Annotated in this window: 17 protein-coding genes, 1 pseudogene and 1 riboswitch; of the genes and pseudogenes, 9 read left to right on the forward strand and 9 right to left on the reverse strand. The window is 42.1% G+C overall.

The features are described 5' to 3' along the window. Positions 1-91: 91 nt before the first annotated feature. A complete protein-coding gene (locus RG959_RS16300) occupies positions 92-403 on the forward strand; it encodes an IDEAL domain-containing protein (RefSeq protein WP_342798017.1) in 312 nt (103 codons plus the stop codon). A gap of 312 nt (positions 404-715) precedes the next feature. Further along, the gene (locus RG959_RS16305; protein WP_342798018.1) at positions 716-1,066 is read left to right on the forward strand and encodes a PDC sensor domain-containing protein; all 351 of its coding nucleotides are present in this window, start codon (positions 716-718) and stop codon (positions 1,064-1,066) included. Between the two features lie 495 nt (positions 1,067-1,561). Here the strand turns inward: RG959_RS16305 and RG959_RS16310 are convergent, their stop codons facing one another. Then, positions 1,562-2,425 (reverse strand): DMT family transporter, encoded by an 864-nt coding sequence (locus RG959_RS16310; protein ID WP_342798019.1) that lies wholly within the window; start codon positions 2,423-2,425, stop codon positions 1,562-1,564. A gap of 184 nt (positions 2,426-2,609) precedes the next feature. Here RG959_RS16310 and pdxR point away from each other — a divergent pair, with 184 nt between their 5' ends. The 3 genes from pdxR (at position 2,610) to RG959_RS16325 (ending at position 7,092) form a co-directional block, all read left to right on the forward strand. Next, on the forward strand, positions 2,610-4,001 hold the full coding sequence (pdxR, locus tag RG959_RS16315) for a MocR-like pyridoxine biosynthesis transcription factor PdxR (protein ID WP_342798020.1): 1,392 nt from the start codon (positions 2,610-2,612) through the stop codon (positions 3,999-4,001). A gap of 548 nt (positions 4,002-4,549) precedes the next feature. Then, entirely contained in the window at positions 4,550-5,938 is a 1,389-nt protein-coding gene (locus RG959_RS16320; protein ID WP_342798021.1) for an allantoinase, read from the forward strand. Positions 5,939-6,312: 374 nt separating this feature from the next. After that, positions 6,313-7,092, forward strand: a complete 780-nt coding sequence (locus RG959_RS16325) for a LysM peptidoglycan-binding domain-containing protein (RefSeq protein ID WP_342798036.1) — start codon at positions 6,313-6,315, stop codon at positions 7,090-7,092. Positions 7,093-7,350: 258 nt separating this feature from the next. Here RG959_RS16325 and tnpB read toward each other — a convergent pair. Next, a pseudogene (tnpB, locus tag RG959_RS16330) lies at positions 7,351-8,479 on the reverse strand (IS200/IS605 family element RNA-guided endonuclease TnpB). Between the two features lie 276 nt (positions 8,480-8,755). Between tnpB and RG959_RS16335 the strand changes: the two are divergent. Continuing rightward, a complete protein-coding gene (locus RG959_RS16335) occupies positions 8,756-9,007 on the forward strand; it encodes a hypothetical protein (RefSeq protein WP_342798022.1) in 252 nt (83 codons plus the stop codon). A 92-nt stretch (positions 9,008-9,099) separates the two neighbouring features. Here RG959_RS16335 and RG959_RS16340 read toward each other — a convergent pair whose 3' ends face one another. The 6 genes from RG959_RS16340 to RG959_RS16365 all read right to left on the reverse strand — a co-directional run bounded on the left by RG959_RS16340 (position 9,100) and on the right by RG959_RS16365 (position 14,680). After that, entirely contained in the window at positions 9,100-9,681 is a 582-nt protein-coding gene (locus RG959_RS16340; RefSeq protein WP_342798023.1) for an RsfA family transcriptional regulator, read from the reverse strand. Between the two features lie 177 nt (positions 9,682-9,858). Beyond that, positions 9,859-10,722, reverse strand: a complete 864-nt coding sequence (locus RG959_RS16345) for a TIGR03943 family putative permease subunit (protein WP_342798024.1) — start codon at positions 10,720-10,722, stop codon at positions 9,859-9,861. Between the two features lie 14 nt (positions 10,723-10,736). Next, positions 10,737-11,681 carry a permease gene (locus RG959_RS16350; RefSeq protein WP_342798037.1) on the reverse strand — a complete coding sequence of 315 codons (945 nt, stop codon included), beginning with the start codon at positions 11,679-11,681 and terminating at the stop codon, positions 10,737-10,739. A gap of 307 nt (positions 11,682-11,988) precedes the next feature. Further along, positions 11,989-12,996, reverse strand: coding sequence for a sensor histidine kinase (locus RG959_RS16355; RefSeq protein WP_342798038.1), 1,008 nt, complete (start codon positions 12,994-12,996; stop codon positions 11,989-11,991). Then, positions 12,993-13,664, reverse strand: a complete 672-nt coding sequence (locus RG959_RS16360; RefSeq protein ID WP_342798025.1) for a response regulator transcription factor — start codon at positions 13,662-13,664, stop codon at positions 12,993-12,995. The genes RG959_RS16355 and RG959_RS16360 overlap by 4 nt, the downstream gene beginning before the upstream one ends. Positions 13,665-13,696: 32 nt before the next feature. Next, the gene (locus tag RG959_RS16365) at positions 13,697-14,680 is read right to left on the reverse strand and encodes an alpha/beta fold hydrolase (protein WP_342798026.1); all 984 of its coding nucleotides are present in this window, start codon (positions 14,678-14,680) and stop codon (positions 13,697-13,699) included. A gap of 344 nt (positions 14,681-15,024) precedes the next feature. Continuing rightward, positions 15,025-15,111, forward strand: a riboswitch (cyclic di-GMP riboswitch). Between RG959_RS16365 and RG959_RS16370 the strand changes: the two genes are divergently transcribed. The 3 genes from RG959_RS16370 to RG959_RS16380 all read left to right on the forward strand — a co-directional run bounded on the left by RG959_RS16370 (position 15,112) and on the right by RG959_RS16380 (position 17,086). Further along, complete coding sequence (locus tag RG959_RS16370; protein ID WP_342798027.1) at positions 15,112-15,288, forward strand: hypothetical protein; 177 nt, start codon at positions 15,112-15,114, stop codon at positions 15,286-15,288. It begins immediately after the preceding riboswitch. A gap of 55 nt (positions 15,289-15,343) precedes the next feature. Continuing rightward, positions 15,344-15,982, forward strand: coding sequence for an NAD(P)H-binding protein (locus RG959_RS16375; protein ID WP_342798028.1), 639 nt, complete (start codon positions 15,344-15,346; stop codon positions 15,980-15,982). Between the two features lie 105 nt (positions 15,983-16,087). Beyond that, positions 16,088-17,086, forward strand: a complete 999-nt coding sequence (locus tag RG959_RS16380; protein ID WP_342798029.1) for a ketoacyl-ACP synthase III — start codon at positions 16,088-16,090, stop codon at positions 17,084-17,086. Positions 17,087-17,100: 14 nt separating this feature from the next. On the opposite strand, the gene cdaS is transcribed toward RG959_RS16380, so the two are convergent. Further along, positions 17,101-17,724 carry a sporulation-specific diadenylate cyclase CdaS gene (cdaS, locus tag RG959_RS16385; RefSeq protein WP_315691278.1) on the reverse strand — a complete coding sequence of 208 codons (624 nt, stop codon included), beginning with the start codon at positions 17,722-17,724 and terminating at the stop codon, positions 17,101-17,103. Between the last annotated feature and the right edge of the window lie 166 nt (positions 17,725-17,890).

A 17,890-nucleotide genomic window follows, 5' to 3' on the forward strand; every position in this document is an offset into this window, starting at 1 on the left:
TTTGCAGGTTTTATGGGAAATCCATAAAATGACCACCTTTTTACCCCTCATATATTGTGTGTTTTGCTTATTCAAAAAGGGGGAGGCAGCCTTGGAGATTGGAGAGTGGAAAAAAGTCAAAATTGGGCATGTCATGGTCATTGGATATGTCAGTCGCATTGGTTATTACCATAGTCAAATTGAGTTAGTAATCGTCGGCAGAATCAAAAACGGTATTATGCAGTGGGGAATGCCAACGAGGTTACTATTTGAGGAGCATCGTCTAGAACCGATGGGTACACTGCTGGATGATATACAGGACAAAACCACGCTCATTGATCTAGCCCTTATGACGAAAGACAAGGAATGGTTTGAAGAATTGACCGAAGGCTTAAAAAATGGCATATCGAAGAGCAATAATTAAAAAGAAGTGAACGCTGGAAGAATGAAAAGCCTGCTGCGCTGAAAAGTTTGAATCAAAGCGGTCGGCTCATATGAAGATACAATTGCAGTGAAACAAGCTGATTATATATACTATATCTATTATGAAACCTATCAAACTGAGTATAAGTATTCTGTCAATGACATTATTGACATTTGCCATTTTGAGCACCTCCATTGGAAGTTCCGTTTCTAGTGTCTTAGTAGTAAAAGCAACTTAGAGAAAAACTATTTAGTAGACAATAAATTTTATGCTCAAAAGCTGGCTTCTTCAACAGATTCTCTTTTTAAAAGCATGTTACAAAATCTCCGTGTAGAGTCACAAGAAGAGACACTCCTGACGAAAGGTACGGAAACGATCCAACATACATTAAACACTATTTTAAATGCTACTCGTTTTTTTAACACTGTTTGGTTTATAGATGACACAGGCCATGTTGTTTCAACAGCACCGCATATGGATTTAGAAGGTCAAAAGGCGAATAGAGTCGGCGCAAGGGAAGCGCTCAAAAAAAGAGTTCCTTTAATATCTGAATCTTATGTAGGTCTTAATGGTCATCTCATTATGCTCGTTTCTTTTCCGGGTTATGGTGAAAATGAAGTTTACGCAGGGTTTCTTGGTGGGTGGATCCATCAATTTAGATGAAAATAACAGTCTATCTGATATACTTGGCAAACATCCACAGCATGAAAGCGGTTCATATGTATATGTAGTGGATTCTAAAGGCCACATTATCTATCACCCGGATCTCATTTTAAAGAGTTATTGAATATAACTGACCAAGCATTATATAGGGCAAAACAAGAGAGAAGAAACAGAATAGTCAGGGCAGATAGTTCGAGTGACTAATTGATCTAACTGTTCGATCATATGTTTTGGCGTTCAGTTGATTAGTTTTGGCTCAGCTTCGCCTTTCCTTCCAATTTATCTACGTTGATTTTAAACCCTACAACGCCTCTGTTCATATTTTCGATAGGATAAGGGTCCATTTGATGAACAACGCCCACACAATCGTGACTTTGGTTGTAGGAGGTTTGAATATTTTTGTAAAGCTGCATCTCTTTAAGGTTACTCCAAAATGATAAACGAGCCGGAGCAGGATCATCATTCTGTTCCGGCTCGTTTTAATAGGGCTGTCTGCTACTTTGCGAATCGCCGAGCGGCTGCTACGCAAAGCACAACGGCAATATTCACTACTATAAGTGCCCAGCCAACTTTCTCATGCAGAATGATAGAGGCAAGCAGCAGTCCGAAAAAAGGTTGGAGAAGCTGCAGCTGTCCAACTGCTGCTATGCCTCCCTGCGCAAGACCTCGATACCAGAAGATGAAGCCGATAAGCATGCTGAATAAAGAGACGTAAGCAAGGCTGAAGAGAGCAGGTTGACCAATGCCCGCCCATGAGTCGGGTGTTAAGTAAAATGATAACGGCAACATAAGGGGAAGCGACAGAACGAGCGCCCAAGAGATCACCTGCCAATTCCCCAGCCTGCGCGAGAGCCTGGCTCCTTCTGCATAACCGAGACCGCATACGATAATAGAAGCAAGCATAAATGCGTCGCCCATCGGTGATGATTCCCCATCTTGAATGAGAGCAAATCCTGCGACCAGAAAGCTGCCTGCTGCGGAAAAGATCCAGAAGGCGGGTCGAGGTCGTTCACCACCCCGAATTACCCCGAAGATCGCTGTTGAGAGCGGAAGAAGCCCAACAAGGATAATGGCATGCGCGGACGTGACATATTGAAGGGCCAACGCAGTCAGAAGCGGAAAACCAACTACCACGCCAAATGCCACCACCAACAGTGGACCTATGTCGATGCTGGCAGGCCGCTGCTGCCGGAAGATGAGAAGGAGAACGCCTGCCAGCACACCTGCTATTGCGGCGCGGCAGACGGTGAGGAACAACGGATCAAAATCCGCTACAGCTAAGCGTGTCGCAGGCAGCGAGCCACTGAAGATCAGTACGCCCAAAAAACCATTCATCCAGCCATTTGTTGCTTTGTTCATTGCCAGTCACTCCAAATCATGTTTCTACTTGATTGAATTCCTTTAAAGGACTAAATTATTTTTTATTTGGGTTGTCTTATCAAACCTTTCTTCATGGATTACAATGACTATAAACTGGAATTGATCTTTCATAAATAGCCAGTTTCCTTAAATAAAACCATGCCAGTTAGGAGAAATACCTCAAATGGATATCACGTTTTTCTTAAATCGAAATCTAGATATTCCGCTTTATCAGCAGCTCTATCAGCTTTTAAAAGAAAATATGCACGAGGGACGTATTCAAAAAGGAATGAAACTCCCTTCAAAAAGGCTGCTCGCAACACAGCTTTCTATTAGTCAAACGACTGTAGAACGTGCTTATGAACAGCTTGCTGCCGAAGGCTACATTGTGAGCAAACCAAGAAGTGGCTGGTTTGCTGATTATGATGGTTCTGATTTTGTTCATATTAAAATGCCAAGCACGTCATCTATTAAGTTAAAAGCACAAGAAAATGAACAAATGATTGATTTTCATTATGGAAATGTGGATTCCGCTCACTTCCCGCTTTCCGCCTGGCGAAAAAGCATGGTCAATAGTTTAGACCAATATGGGCACGTGCTCTATCGTCCAGGAGGTGTTTTAGGAGAGCTTGAACTAAGAACACTCATTGCAGAGCACCTGTATCAATCGCGCGGTGTCCATTGTCTGCCTGAACAAGTCATCATAGGGGCCGGCAGTCCTGTTTTGATGCATCTCTTGTGCCAAGTCTTCGGCCCGAATAGTACCATAGGGTATGAGGATCCGGGTTCTGCGAGATCGAGAAAGATTTTTGAAGTCAATCATATGAAGATTCTTCCTATACCAGTTGATCATGAAGGAATCTGTATAGAGGAAATCCAAAAAGAGCGGCCAAGCCTTTTATATGTAACGCCTTCTCATCAGTTTCCGCTCGGAACAATTATGACGATTAACAGAAGAATAGAACTGCTTAAATGGGCAGCCCAAAATCAAACATTTATTATTGAGGACGATTATGACGGGGAATTTAGATACAGCGGACAGCCGATCCCGTCCTTGCAAGGGCTTGATCAGCATAACCGTGTCATTTACATGGGCACTTTCTCTAAATCCCTTCTTCCTTCACTGCGTATCAGTTATATGATTCTTCCTGCACCTCTTTTAGAAAAAGGCAGTGAAATCACTTCTTTGTATAAGCAAACGGTGTCCTGCCACAGTCAACTGACACTGGCTGAATTTATAAAAAATGGCGGGTGGCAAAAACACATCAACAGAATGAGAAAGCTGTACCAAAAAAAAAGAGCCATTTTATTAGAGACCTTACAAAGCGAATTAGGAAAACACGTAAAGATTCGAGGAGAAAACTCGGGATTGCACATCTTACTTGACGTATACTCGCCATTCAGTGAAAAAGAGCTCATAGAGAAAGCAAGAGAGAATGGCGTGAAAATTTATCCGGCATCCGTTTTTTATACAAAACAACCTCCGACAACTACAGTATTAATTGGATTCGCTGGAGCTTCTAAAGACAACATACGAGAAGGGATAAAAAAACTGAAAGCTGCCTGGAACATATAAGGGAGCTTTCCATTTTGATGATCATATAAAACTACTACAAAATAAACAAAGTGATAAAAAGAATGGTTCTTCCTAATCAACAGTCCGTCTATATTGAATACATTTACTAACCTGAGCTAACATGAAAAGCAATCTTTTCTTAAAGGGAGGATTTGCTTTTTAGTGTGGGCATGCAAAATAGTGTTTAGAATGTGCACAAATCACCTCCCAAAATAACATCCTCTTTGACTACAAAAAGCATATGACTTCTTATTATCTCATTTTCACTTTTTTATTTTTAAGGATAATGCAGGCAGCTTTGTTATTACCATAGATGCTCATACTCATTGGTACGAATAGATAGCTTTATTGGAGAATGTGTACAAATCACAGAAAAAAAAGCACACATTTACTGATGAATTAAGGGTTTGAATATTGTAAAATCAAACTAAATATCACTGTGTCACAAAACGTGACATAGGTGAAAGAAGTGACGGAAGATCGTCCGCTGTAAAAGACGAGCATTGAAATGAAATAAAGCTGGAGAGCCAGAGATAGGGGAGTGAGCAATGAAACAATTTGATACGATCATTCAAAATGGAAACGTGGTTTTCTCGAATGAGGTGAAAAAAACAAACATTGCGATTAAAGAGGGGAAGGTTGCCGCGATCGGCGACACGCTTTCCGGCGAAGCGGAGCACATGATCGATGCAGAAGGCCAATACGTGCTGCCTGGCATGATTGATGTCCATGTCCATTTTAGTGACCCGGGTCGTGAATATTGGGAAGGATTCCATACAGGTTCTCAAATGATGGCTGCAGGAGGCTGCACGACCTATTTTGATATGCCGCTCAACGGGATTCCCTCTACAATTGACAAAGCCGCTCTCTTCGAAAAAGCGGAAAAAGGCAATCAAACGTCCTGGATCGACTTTGCTTTATGGGGTGGACTAGTGCCAGGCAATGAACCGCATTTAGCCGAACTTGCAGAAGAAGGTGTGATTGGATTCAAAGCCTTCTTGTCTACAACAGGAAATAAGGAATTTGAAAACGTGGATGACGTAACACTCTTAAAAGGAATGAAAATCATCGCGGGGCTGGGCAAGGTGCTGGCTCTTCATTCTGAAAGCGGACCGATTACCGACTGGCTCAAAGAAGAAAAAGAACGGGCCGGAAAGGTATCAGCAGATGATTACCTGGAAACACGGCCAATAGCGGCTGAAGCAGAAGCGGTACAGCGTGCTCTTTATTATGCAGAAGTAACGGGATGCCCGCTTCATTTCGTTCATATCAGCTCCGCAGAAGCCATTGAGAAAATTGAAGAAGCAAAACGTAAAGGCATGAATGTAACCGTTGAAACGTGCCCTCACTATTTAATGTTTAATCATCATGCTCTCCAGGAAAAAGGGGCCATTGCGAAATGTGCGCCGCCGCTTCGCCTGCCAGAAGAGCAGAAAAAGCTGATTGAGCTTTTGATTGCTGGAAAGTTTGATATGATTTCTTCTGATCATTCACCATGTACAAGTGATTTAAAAGATCCAGCCACGTACAATCTGTTTCAAGCATGGGGCGGTATCAGCGGCGGCCAGTTTTCTTTGCTTTCCATAATGGAGCTTGCCTTGCAGTATAAGATTCCATTTGAACATGTAGCACAGTGGACAGCATCGAATCCGGCAAAACGGTTTGGCCTTGCTTCCAAAGGAGAAATTGCAGAAGGATATGACGCCGATTTTGTGTTATTGGCTACGGATGAGTCGTTTACCGTTACTGAAGAAAACTTCCTTGCCAAAAACAAAATCAGCTTGTATATCGGACACACTTTCCCGTGCACGGTGAAGAAAACGATTAATCGCGGGCGCATTGTATATGACCAGGGTGCGATCTTACCCGAGCAGCCAGGCGGCCATTGGATTAAGCCAGTACAAGCCGAAGAAAAAGCAGCCAGCTCAGTTAACTGAGCTGGCTGCTTTCTTAATAGAAGGCTAATTTAAGCTGTGGAAAACAAATTCGCAAAGCTGTTATTCATCCCGTCATTCGTCTTTAGGCTTTGCCTCCCGTAGAGGATGAATATCGCTAATGTTTAAAACCATTAAAAAGAATCTTGTTATCATATGTAGAAAATTTAATACATATCATAGCAATGTTCTTTTTGTCGTTCTAACCGATAAAGAAAAACCTTTTAAAAAGAAAATGGTTCAAAATGATAAAGGGTTTATAGGTGTTAATAGCCACTTTTCCATTTTGTTCTAATAAGAACATCCAAGCCAGTTTGGTTGCAGATGCATAAGATAAAGAGAATTCCAAGAGAACGGAGGTGACAGAATTGATAGTTATGAAAAAAAATTTTATTTATACAGTACGAAAAGGAGACACTCTTTTTTCAATAGCCAGCAGATTCGGAAGCTCTGTTAAAGCAATTGAGGAAGCAAACCATTTAACTTCACCCGTGACAGATCCTGGGCTTATTTATCCTGGGAATATGTTGGTTGTCCCTAGTATTTTAGAATCAGGGAGAGTATCTTATATTGTAAAAGACAGAGATACAGTCAGTGGAATCGCGTCAAAATTCAGCACATTTACAGATCTAGTTTCCGGTATAAACAAATTGAACAAACCAATCATACCGGATCAACAGCTGCAAGTTCCGGTGTTTATCTATGAAATAAAATCCGGGGATACGCTTTCTGGCATTTCACGCAAATTTGGAATTTCACTTTCAAGCATAACCAAATCAAATCAGGGACGACCAGGTTATCAAGAAGATCTTATTTGGTCGAAGTTTTACTTGATTCTTCCTCTGCCAACATCTCGCAATATTGCTGTATGGTCCCCCCTTCCCGGAGCTAAAGTAGTTAGCGGACAGCAAGTCCAGGGACAAGCAAGAGCATTTGAAGCCGCTCTTCACCATGAGCTAAGAGATGCAAATGGAGTGATCGTTTCTAAAGAGCGTTTTACAACAGCCGATGCAGGAGCTCCTGAATACGGGAATTTCAAAAGTCCATTGCCGTTCGACAAACTCCCTACAGCAAGTACAGGAGAACTTCGTATTTTCACAAGAAGCGCTAAAGATGGGAGTATTCAAGATCTCGTAAAAATAAAAGTACTTTTTTAAACATACCGAGCGGGAAGCTCATTCTGTAGTTCATTGACTCGTTAAACCGTTTTTTATTTTAATACGATAAAAAGCAAAGTGAAGGAAAGAGCAATGTTTGAATTACCCCTAGTTACTCCCTACGTTCGTTGAACATAGGGGATTCCTAAGTACAGGAACCTATCGGCCCCTAATTCATTAGGCTACACCCGTCACTCCGACGGTTGGCAGTACGAACGACTTTGCAGCAAGTCTCCTGCGGAAAATCAAATTGTGTGACTAAACAATGGCTAAATCATGGATATTCCGGGAAGCATTGATGTCCGCTTTTTCGAAATGACCGCAGGAGACACAAATAAATGTCGCTTGTGTTCGACGGTTTTCCTTTGCTGTATGTCCGCACGAGTGACACTTTTGGGAAGTGTAACGAGGATCAACCGCGATCACCTTCTTGCCGTACCATTTCGCTTTGTATTCCAGCATTGTGCGGAATGCCGACCAGGAAACTTCGCTGATTGCTTTGGATAATGTACGGTTCTTCAACATGTTTGATACGTTCAGGTCCTCAATACCGATAACATCGTGGTTTTTGATGATCTCGGTCGTGATTTCCTGTAAATAATCAGTCCGTGCGTTCACAATCTGTTCATGAATATGTGCCACTTTGATACGCTGCTTTTGCACATTTTTCGCTTCTGATAAAGGTTTTTTTTTGCTGAATCGCTAGGCGTTGGCGGCGGGAAAGAATGCGTTGTGCTTTGGCCAGCTTTTCTTCTAACGCTCTAAAAAATGTCGGATTTTTGTACACTTTCCCATTCGAGAGAATGGCAAAGTCTTTTAAGCCGACATCAATACCAACAGTAGAATCTGTTTTGGGCAGCTCTTGCACGTCTGTTTCAACAAGCAAGGAAACGAAGTATTTGCCGGAAGGGTTTTTCCGTACCGTTGCATTTAAAATACGGCCTTGCACGTCGCGGCTGTTCGCAAAACGAACCCAGCCCAGCTTAGGCAGTTTCATACGATTACGCAAAATGCTTACCTCCGGAAGCTGATTCTTTTTTTCAATATTTGTCGTGTAGGACTGCACTTTATTTTTCTTGCTTTTGAATTGCGGAGCCTTGTTTTGCTTCTTGAAAAAACGGTCAAAAGAATCAGCAAGGTTTTTCAAAGAGGACTGTAATGAATGTGAGTCAACTTCTTGCAGCCAATCTAGTTCTTTCTTGAGTTTTGTAAGCTGGGCTGAACAGGCACTGTACGTTAAGCCTTTTCCTGTTGTCTGATAGGCTTTATTCCATAAGGAAAGGAAGCGGTTGAACACAAAACGCGAGCAGCCGATGGTTTTCGCAATCAACACTTCTTGTTCTTTGTTTGGATATAGGCGAAAGCGATAGGCTTTGTTCACCAGCATTCTAAACACCTCGTTTAGTAGATATAATACAAATTATACCAAAAGAAAGATGAAACTAAAAACGTTTGCTTCGCAAAACTGACATTCACCCCACCGCTTATTTCTGGGCTGCGCCCTTAACGAAATTGATGCGGGGGTACTCTTTCAGTAAAATCTGATAGATAGGATTTCTCAGCCAAGAAGTTTACTTTATTTTTGGTAAAAAGCCTACGCGGCAAAGGGATCTTTTGGTATAATGAGATCTTGAGTGTAAGAGAGAAAGAAGGAAGAATGGTCGTGGGGTATACGTATAAAAAACAGCTCTACCGGTTAGAGCGTTCCTATTTAGATTACGTGATGAGTGAAGGGTTTATTCGGCTGGCATCGGAAGATGAACAAAACGGACCTGAGTTTCATATTGATCTGCCGAACTCTTTCAAGAGAAAAAGAGCAGGCTTGGAGAAGAAACATATACCTCCTCATATGCGTGTCACGGTCCAAACACTGATCGATACAACGGCTCTCCCGGCGGAAGAAGCCAGCCGCTGAGGGAATCAAAGCGGCAGCGCCAAACAAGCACACGATTCGAATGACGGATCATGTGCTTGTTTTCGTTTCAAGGAAAATAGTGATCTGTTTCTTTATTCCGCTACCTTTTCAAGATTACCATTTCGCTCCATCTTAAACTTAACAGAAGAAGGAGACTCTTCGGAAAATACGACAAGCTTGCGAGCGCGCTCCATAATCTGCATAAGAGATTCATAATCTTCCTGCATAGAGTTATACACTTCTTTCAGCTGATCGAGCTCTTTTGTGACGCTTTCAAGTTCAAGCTGGAGCCGCTTGTTTTCTTCCTGAAGGGAGGCAGTATTTTCTTCAGGTGTCATCGATGACAAATATTGAATGACATCAGTCATCGTCATATAGCTGTCTGAACTGCCGGAAGGAAGAGCTGCGTTTTCTGATTTCATATCTGCCCGCTGTTTACTTTGAGCGCGCAGCCGCTGCTTTCTTTCTTTTTTGGCTGTTTCCATCGCTTGAATATAATGCTGGCGGACAACGGCGTTCCAGCGAAACCCACATGCTGCTCCTGTGCGGTTTAATACTTCTCCTACTTCTTCAAAAGCTTTCAGTTGTGTACTTCCTTCCCGCACATGCTTTAACACCGTATTGGCTAGGAAAAGATCATTGTCTTTTGACCAGGCATCCTGACGAATATTCAATGTAAGTCACTCCATTTCGTTTTCATAGTTATAGTAAAATCTAACTGACTGGCGATAGATATGAAGAGTCTTTCCACTTTGGTGTTAGTTTATTCATAAAAAGGGCAAATTATTCTTCGTACATAAAATATACATAGGAAGAAGCAAAAGAAATGCCGCTGGATTGCGGCTATTTTTCTAAGAGAAAGAGGCATTATGATGCTTGAAGGCAAGTTTAATGTAAAGCGGATATACATAGGGCTCTTTGGGCTCGGCAATCTCTTTCCATGAAGTGATGTTGACGACGGGGATGGAAATTCCTTTATAGGAGGTGACAGCTAAGGTTCCTTCTATTTCAACCCACATATCCTGTTTCAAGTGCGCAGCTCTATCGAATTCTGCTAGAAAACCAATCAGGCTGGCATCCGCTACGCAGTGTGTAATCAAAAAGCGCGACAAAATAAGCTGGTTGGTTTGAAGACTCTTTTCTTTGAAAACAAAGCCCGTCATTTTGAGCGTACGACCATTGTACTTTTGGGGATCTGCATTTATTCGCCCGTAATAAGGCTCAAACACCCCGTCGGTCAGGTGAATCACACGGCTGCGTTCAAGAGCATTGATCCTTTGGTCGAATTCTGCCGGCTGTACTTCTTTTCGGTCCACGGCTATTTCTTCGTGTTCCGACGGAAGGCTTTTATTCTCTGCTTGCAAAAGCAAACCGGCTCCTTTTTGGGCCGCGATCGTTGCATTCAATGTTTGGGGCGGCAGTAGAAAGCCTGTCACCAAGGGAAAAGTTAAAACAGAATAAGAGATATATTTCCGCCTGGAATGATGATGGCAGTCATGCTGGCAGGACGGGCTGTCCTTGTTTTTAGGGCTCCACAGGCGAAAAAATTGAATAAAAACAAGAAAGAAAAAAAGATAAGCGGCACATAAACTAAGCCACGCATAGTCAGGATTTACATATTTTGAGATGGTTCCGCTTGTGTGAAGATTCAGGAAAAAAAGAGAGAAAGCCGTTAAAGCGAGAGCCTTGAACGCTTGATGGGGTTGAAATACCATAAAAGCCGCCTCCTTTACAGAAAAGGTAAAAAGTTTGTACAGAGAAAAACAATGACCGTGATCAAAACGAGTAAACTAAGAACAAAGGTGATCCGAAATACACTGAGAAGCATGAAGGTATTTTTTAAATCGATCATGGGGCCATAAATTAAAAAAGCCAAAATAGAAGAGGGAGGAAACAAATGACGAAAAGAAGCGCCAATGAATGCATCTGCTTCTGAGCAAAGAGAGAGAACATAAGCAAGCCCCATCATCACAAGAGCGGCGGGAATTTTTTCGCCTCCCGCCTGCAGGAGAGACTGCGCTGAAACATACGTTTGAACAAACGCGGCAAGAAAAGCTCCAATCACAAGGTATTTCCCCATGTCGAAAAACTCATCAATTGAATGAGTCAGCATGCCCCATAAGCGCGCACCAAAGGCGATTTTAGACGGTATGGCTGAAGCCTCTTGTTCTACGGGCTGCTCCTTCAGCTGATTGTGCTTGAAAAAAAGGCCGATCAGCAAAGAAATGAGAACTGCTGCGATAAAGCCTACTCCCATTCGCAGGCCGGCCATCTTCATATCCTGCCCGAAAGCCATATAAGTTGAAAAAAGAACGATCGGATTAATGAGCGGTCCCGTCAGGAGAAACCCCACTCCAGCGTGAATGGGCACTCCTTTGGCAACCAGCCTCCGGACGATCGGTACGATGCCGCATTCACAAGCTGGAAAGCAGGCGCCGATAAGGCAGCTGGCCAAAACGGCTGTAAACCGGTTTTTCGGCATCCACTTTTTGATTTGTTCTTCACGAATAAATATTTGTATAAAACCAGCAATGAACACACCAATTAAAACAAACGGAATCGCTTCTATCAGGATACTTAAAAAAATCGTATTCAGCTGTAGAAGTGAAGAAGGAAAAGACGAAGAGAGATCTTCTTTTTTGAAGAAAGGCTGAAAGAATACAAATAATGCCATACAAAGAAGGGCGGCAGACAGTGTGATCGTGAATGGATGAAGACGAATGGGTGGAATCATAAGTTTCTCCTTTTTCTATTGAAAATAAAAGATGCCCTGTCCATCGTATATGTATGTATGGAGAAAAGAATTAATACGATATCGCTGCCTTTGAGAAAAGTAAATAACAGTATTATACAGAATCTCAAGAACTGTAAAAAGAGATACAGCGGCATAAGGCGGTATCTCTTTTACATACTCGAAATGGAGCAGAGCAGCTTCATGATCTCTGTATAGAAGAACAAAAGAACTAAACGATTCGTTTCTTTTACTCTTCCTTGATCGGTAACGGCTCCTGGCTTTTAAAATAAAACGAGGTTCCGTTCTGATTGGATTGAAGATCGTAATCGAGATGAAGCAGCTGGGCCACATCGTGAATAATTTTCAATCCAAGGCCGTTCTGAGCCTGGCTGTCATCAAAGCCGACGCCATTATCACAAAGGGAAACAACTTGATTCTCGATCTTCACTTCGAGCTTTGCGGCTTTTGAGTGTTTTAAGGTGTTTTGAAATACATTATCAAACAGACGCTGCAGCCATAACTCATTACTTGTCCAAATTAATGAATGATGATTGGCATGATAAACGAGTTCAATCCCCTGCACGGTGTACAAGTAACTCCATTTGGTGACCATACTGTGTAACAAGTCACTTACCACTATGTCCTGAGTTAGGAGGTAGGAATCCTCCAGCGTTTCTCCAGACTGTACATCCAATTCAGTCGTCAATTCGGAAATATAGTGGATTTGCTTATAAAGCGATTCAAACAGGGGTTCTTGATCTGGATACTGGCTTTCTAAATAAAACAACTGCAGCCGAAGAGCCGTTAAGGGTGTATTAATGTCATGCTGCAGCTTTTGCAAAAGTTCTTTCTTTATTTCTTCCTGCTGCTGGAGTTCCAGCTCTCTATAAGCCGTTCGGTCAATTAACAGGTTCACAGACTGAATAAGTTCTCCTATTTCATCTTTCTTGCTTATTTCCAGCTTGCTCGGGAGCTGTTCGCTGCTGGCTAAATTCCGCACCGTTTCATTTAATTTGTTTACTTTACGAAGCAGCGAGTGGATGGACTTGGAAAACAAAAAAGACAGTAAAAAGAAAGATAAACAAAAGGCGGTCATCATCGTCGGATAAGCAAACGATTCATGAAAAGGAACAAGCTCTGCTGGATCTATAAGACGGTAAATGATGACCATGATAAAATTAATGGCAAATAACGATAAAGGAACACTAATAACGACTAAAAACAAAAGAAGCTGGTATTTTCGTTTTAATGTCATTTCTTTGTACATGTATTTAATCGGTATCCTTCTCCATAAATGTTTTGAATAATGCTGCCTTCATTGTCATCAATTTTTGCTCTGACTTTTTTTATGTGTACATTTATAATATTTTGGTTTCGCTCTTCCAACGGCCATAAATAATCAAAAAAGTGATCTTTTGTTAAAATACGGTCTCTATGCTCGTATAAATAAAAAAAGATTTTTCGCTCGGTCGCTGTAAACATGACTTCCTGATGAAAGCCTCCGTTAAATACTTTTTTTCGCTCGGCATCAATATACAAATGGTTAATCTGCATAAAGGTTCCGTATGTATGGTTGAGCATTTTTTGCATTCTCAGGAGTAGTTCTCTCGGATCAAAGGGCTTGACTAGATAATCTTCTCCTAATGTTAGTCCCTGCAGCTTGCTGTCTATATCCTGCCGGGCAGAGAGAAAGAGGACAGGGATGTTCAGCCCGGCGTTTTTGATTTTTTGTGTCAACTGATACCCGTCCTCGCCAGGAAGCATAATATCCATAATCACCAGGTCAATATGCCGCAGCTCGTTCCATATGCCTGCTCCGTCTTTTTTCCAGCGGACCTCATAGCCTTCCCGCTGCAGAATTTTCTGCAGCAGGCCGCCAATCATGGTGTCATCTTCTACAATTAAAATCGTAAATCCTTTCATTCCGTCACCTTTTCATTTTATAGTGGAAATGATTAATCAGTTTTTATGTCGGTTAAAAAATCAACAGTCAGCTCGTAGATCTCGTCAGATGCGTATAAATAGATAGAGTGTTTTCCTTTTAATTTTCTTACTTCTGCGTGCTCTAGCTGCCGGGCAAATGCTTGATAACTTTTGTTTTGTGCTTTTGTGTACTTTGAATGCTTATTTTCCTCTGTATAAGCGGATAAAAGCAAGACAGATGTTTGTTTCGGAGGGGGGAGAGCCATTGATTTTTGTGCATTTTCCGTACTTTGAAGCAGCTCCTGTGCCATATTGTCATTAAACATTTGTTTAAAGGACAGCGCTTTAAACTGATTTTTTTCACTCTCCGTTAAAAAGGATTGATGGATCACTTCAGGATCGTAAACTTTTGAAGGAGCCAGGCGGTGAAATCCAATTTTCGTTAATAGGCTCATGCTCTTTATCATCAGTGAGTCAGCCGTACTCCATTGATGATTCGCATATTCATGAGGCAATCCAATATCCAGCGCAATGATTGCTTTGATTTCCTCCGGATATATCTGTGCCCAATAAATAGCTTCCAGTCCAGAAAGAGAGTGGGGAACAAGAATATAGGGAGGCTGATGACCGCTTTGAAGCAGCGCTTCTCTTGTTTGGGCAACGATCGTATCTATATCACGGTGATCGTTTAATACATCACTATATCCATATCCACCACGCTCAGCGACAGCAATGGTGCTTTCTTTTGAAAATTTGCTGTATAACCCTTTCATTTCATAAATAGGAGCCGCAATGCCGGAACCTGGCATAAACACAAATGTCTCCGGGCCGCTGCCTTCACTGTATATATTCAATTTTTGGCCGCCGAATTCAACATATTTGCCTTTATGTTCGAGCAGTGCCGCTTCCTTACTCAGCTGATCATGATGATACAAATAGACGAAGGCCGTTACAACAAGCACAAGAACGAGACATCCAGCTGCTATTTTCTTGACTGTATTCATCAATGTTTTCATACAAAACTCCTTTCACGGTATAGTGAAAGGATAATGAACAAAAATAAATTTCTCATAAATTTTTCGCGAATTTTTCTTGCCTTCTGAAAAATGCTGCTTTTTGGTGAGGCCTTTGCAATCATTTTTACCATTCGATCCATTACCTGAGGAAACACCCCTTCTCCAATTTCAGTTTTATGAAGGCGCAGCGTGAGCATGGATTGGACAAACAGGTGCTTGATTTTTTGAAAGAAAAACAACAGCGATACTAGCTTAAAATAGCATAAAGATACAAGGAGAAACCATCTTAAAAGATCAAAGATTTTGCTGTTTTTTTGGGGGGATTTGGATAAAATATATTTATAAATAATTAAAGGCAAACTAATCGAAAGGTTAGGACGCAAAGCTGCGGATCTAAAATTCAATAGAATCATGATAGCCGGGCTGCAGAAATGGACGGTACCATCGCCATGAGTACAAACAGCGATTGGTTCATGTTTATTCAAGAAATGACTCGCTTAACGAGCGATTATGAACGCTGTGAGGATAAAAGAATAAAAGAACAAATAGTAAGCGATATTACGCTGTTAAAAGAAGCCATTGCGCTGCTTTCTTATCCGAAGAGATAAGTAACCTTGTTTTCTTGAAAAAATGGGCTCTGAGATTAGAGATGGAGGCATGGATATGAGTCAAAGAGGTACAATAGCGCTGATCGGCGGAACTGGAATAGTAGGGCGGCATATAGCAGGTGAGGCTGTGAGACATGGCTACAGCGTCCGTATGCTTGTGAGAAATCCCCAGAAAATAAATGAGCAAAACGGCAGTATTGACATATTGGAAGGAACCGTGGAAAACAGGGATACAATCCAAACGCTGTTAAAAGACTGTCAGGCGGTCATCAATACATTTGGTCAGCCGCCGAAGGCAGTGCCGTTGTACAGCAATGTAACAAAACAGATTCTTGAGATCATGAGTGAGCTTCAAATCAATCGGTACATAGGCGTAACAGGCGGTTCGCTGACGTTAAGAAATGATAAAAAAAGCCTGCTCAATAAAGCGGGCGCTAAACTGTTTGAGACAGTTTATACAGAGATGCTGCAAGATAAGAAAAAAGAGGCAGATCTGCTTTTTCAAACGAAAGAGCTCGACTGGACACTTGTCCGGCTTCCGTTTGTGAAAGAGTGTGAGAAAGCAGCTGCCGTGAAGGTAAACGCCGCGGATATGCCGGGGCTGACTATTGGTAACAAGGATATTGCCCGCTTTCTTGTCAGCCAGCTGGAAGGGGAGCGGTATATCCATCAAGCTCCTTTTATTTCTAATTAGTTTAAAGCTGCCTCGCTTACTTTAGAATTTCCTTTTAATTTAATACCAGGTGCTATAATTAGGTGTTATAATAGGCGTATATAAAAGTAAACGAGGTGCAAAGAGATGAATGGATCTAAAGCACGTATAACGGCTCTCGGTGTGTATGTTCCCGAGGAAAAGTTAACCAACGATGATCTTGAAAAAATGATAGATACGAGTGATGAATGGATTTTTCAGAGGACCGGAATAAAAGAAAGACGAATAGCTGGAAAAGACGAATATGCTTCCCAGCTTGCTTTTCGTGCTGTTGAAAACCTCGTGGAAAGATACAAAAAAGAGCTGCATGACGTTGACGGTATTATTGTAGCGACTTCAACTGCGGATCACGCTTTTCCGAGTGTTGCCGCCCAGGTGCAGCACCACTTTCACATTCCAGCAACGGGTGCTTTTGATATTAATGCCGTTTGTGCCGGCTTTACTTATGCCCTGCATTTAGCTAATACAATGGTTACATCCGGCGTGCACAAAAAAATATTGGTTATAGCGACGGAAACATTGTCCAAAGTAACAGACTTTACCGACCGAACAACCTGTATACTGTTTGGAGACGGGGCCAGTGCTTTACTCGTAGAGTATAATCCGGATCAGCCAAGCTTTTGGGGTGTACACATGGGTACAATGGGAGAAGGCGGCGGCCATTTGTACCGGACCGCGCTCGCAGATTCTATCCATGGAAAAGCGCTGAATACAAGCGGCAAAATGGTTCAAAACGGCCGTGAAGTGTACAAGTGGGCTACCCGCACGCTTCCTGAAGGCATAGAAGAACTGCTTAGAAAATCAAATGTCCGTGCCGAGGATATCGACTGGTTTATCCCACACAGTGCGAATATGCGCATGATAGAATCGATTTGCCAAAAATCAGGATTTCCGCTCGAAAAAACATTAACGAGCATGAAACTCTTTGGAAATACATCGGCTGCATCCATCCCGCTCGCTTTAAACGGGGGAGTGGAAGAAGCAAAAGTGAAAGCTGGAGATACATTGCTGCTGTATGGATTTGGAGGAGGGCTTACTCATCTAGGCCTTATTGTGAAATGGAACGTAGAAGAGCCTGCTTATTAAGCAGGCTCTTCCTTTTATAAAGGAGAGCTGGTTGTCATGATTGGATGAAGTTTTCCGTCCACGGCGAACGATACTTTGCCTGTTTCCTCAGACACCACAAGTACAAGTGCGTCACATCTTTCTGTTAGTCCAATCGCTGCACGGTGCCGCGTGCCTAACTTTTTACCGGACCAGTTTTGCGCGGATAGGGGCAGGGTATTTGCTGCTGAAAAAATTTGGTTCTCACGAATCACCACCGCTCCATCATGAAGTGGATTGCCAGGATAGAAAATAGATTCAAGCAATGAATGAGTCAGGGCTGCCTGCATGAGCGTTCCGGTGTGAATAAAAGGGTCCACCGCGTCTTTACGCTCGATCACGATCAGCGCTCCATGCCGCTGATTAGACAGGTGCTGAATGCAGGTGGAGATATCCAGATACTTATCTGTAAAAGGAGACAGGTAACAGTTTAAGTAAAAAGAAGCTGCCATTCTTTCTACCGTTTCAAATTGGTCTTTAATGGCTTCAAGTTTGCTTAAAGCACACCCATCGTCCGCTTTTAAGGTCTCAATACCTTCCTTCATATGAAAAACAATTTCTTCAAGCTGCTGGATTAATTTCAATTTTAATGGAGAAAAGTCACAATCGCTTTTTTTCATGGTCATTCACCTCATTTCAAGTCGTTAAACGTGCCAGCGGGTGCGAAGAGTATGTATAATGAACTGATTTTTTTTATTTATTCTGCGGGATTATGTGAAACTTATGTAACCATTTGCGTTTTTCTTGAATGGAATGGGCGGGTTTTTAACGAAAAGAACTGATTTC

The organism is Domibacillus sp. 8LH, assembly GCF_038806185.1.
In the GTDB taxonomy this organism is placed as follows: domain Bacteria; phylum Bacillota; class Bacilli; order Bacillales; family Domibacillaceae; genus Domibacillus; species Domibacillus indicus_A.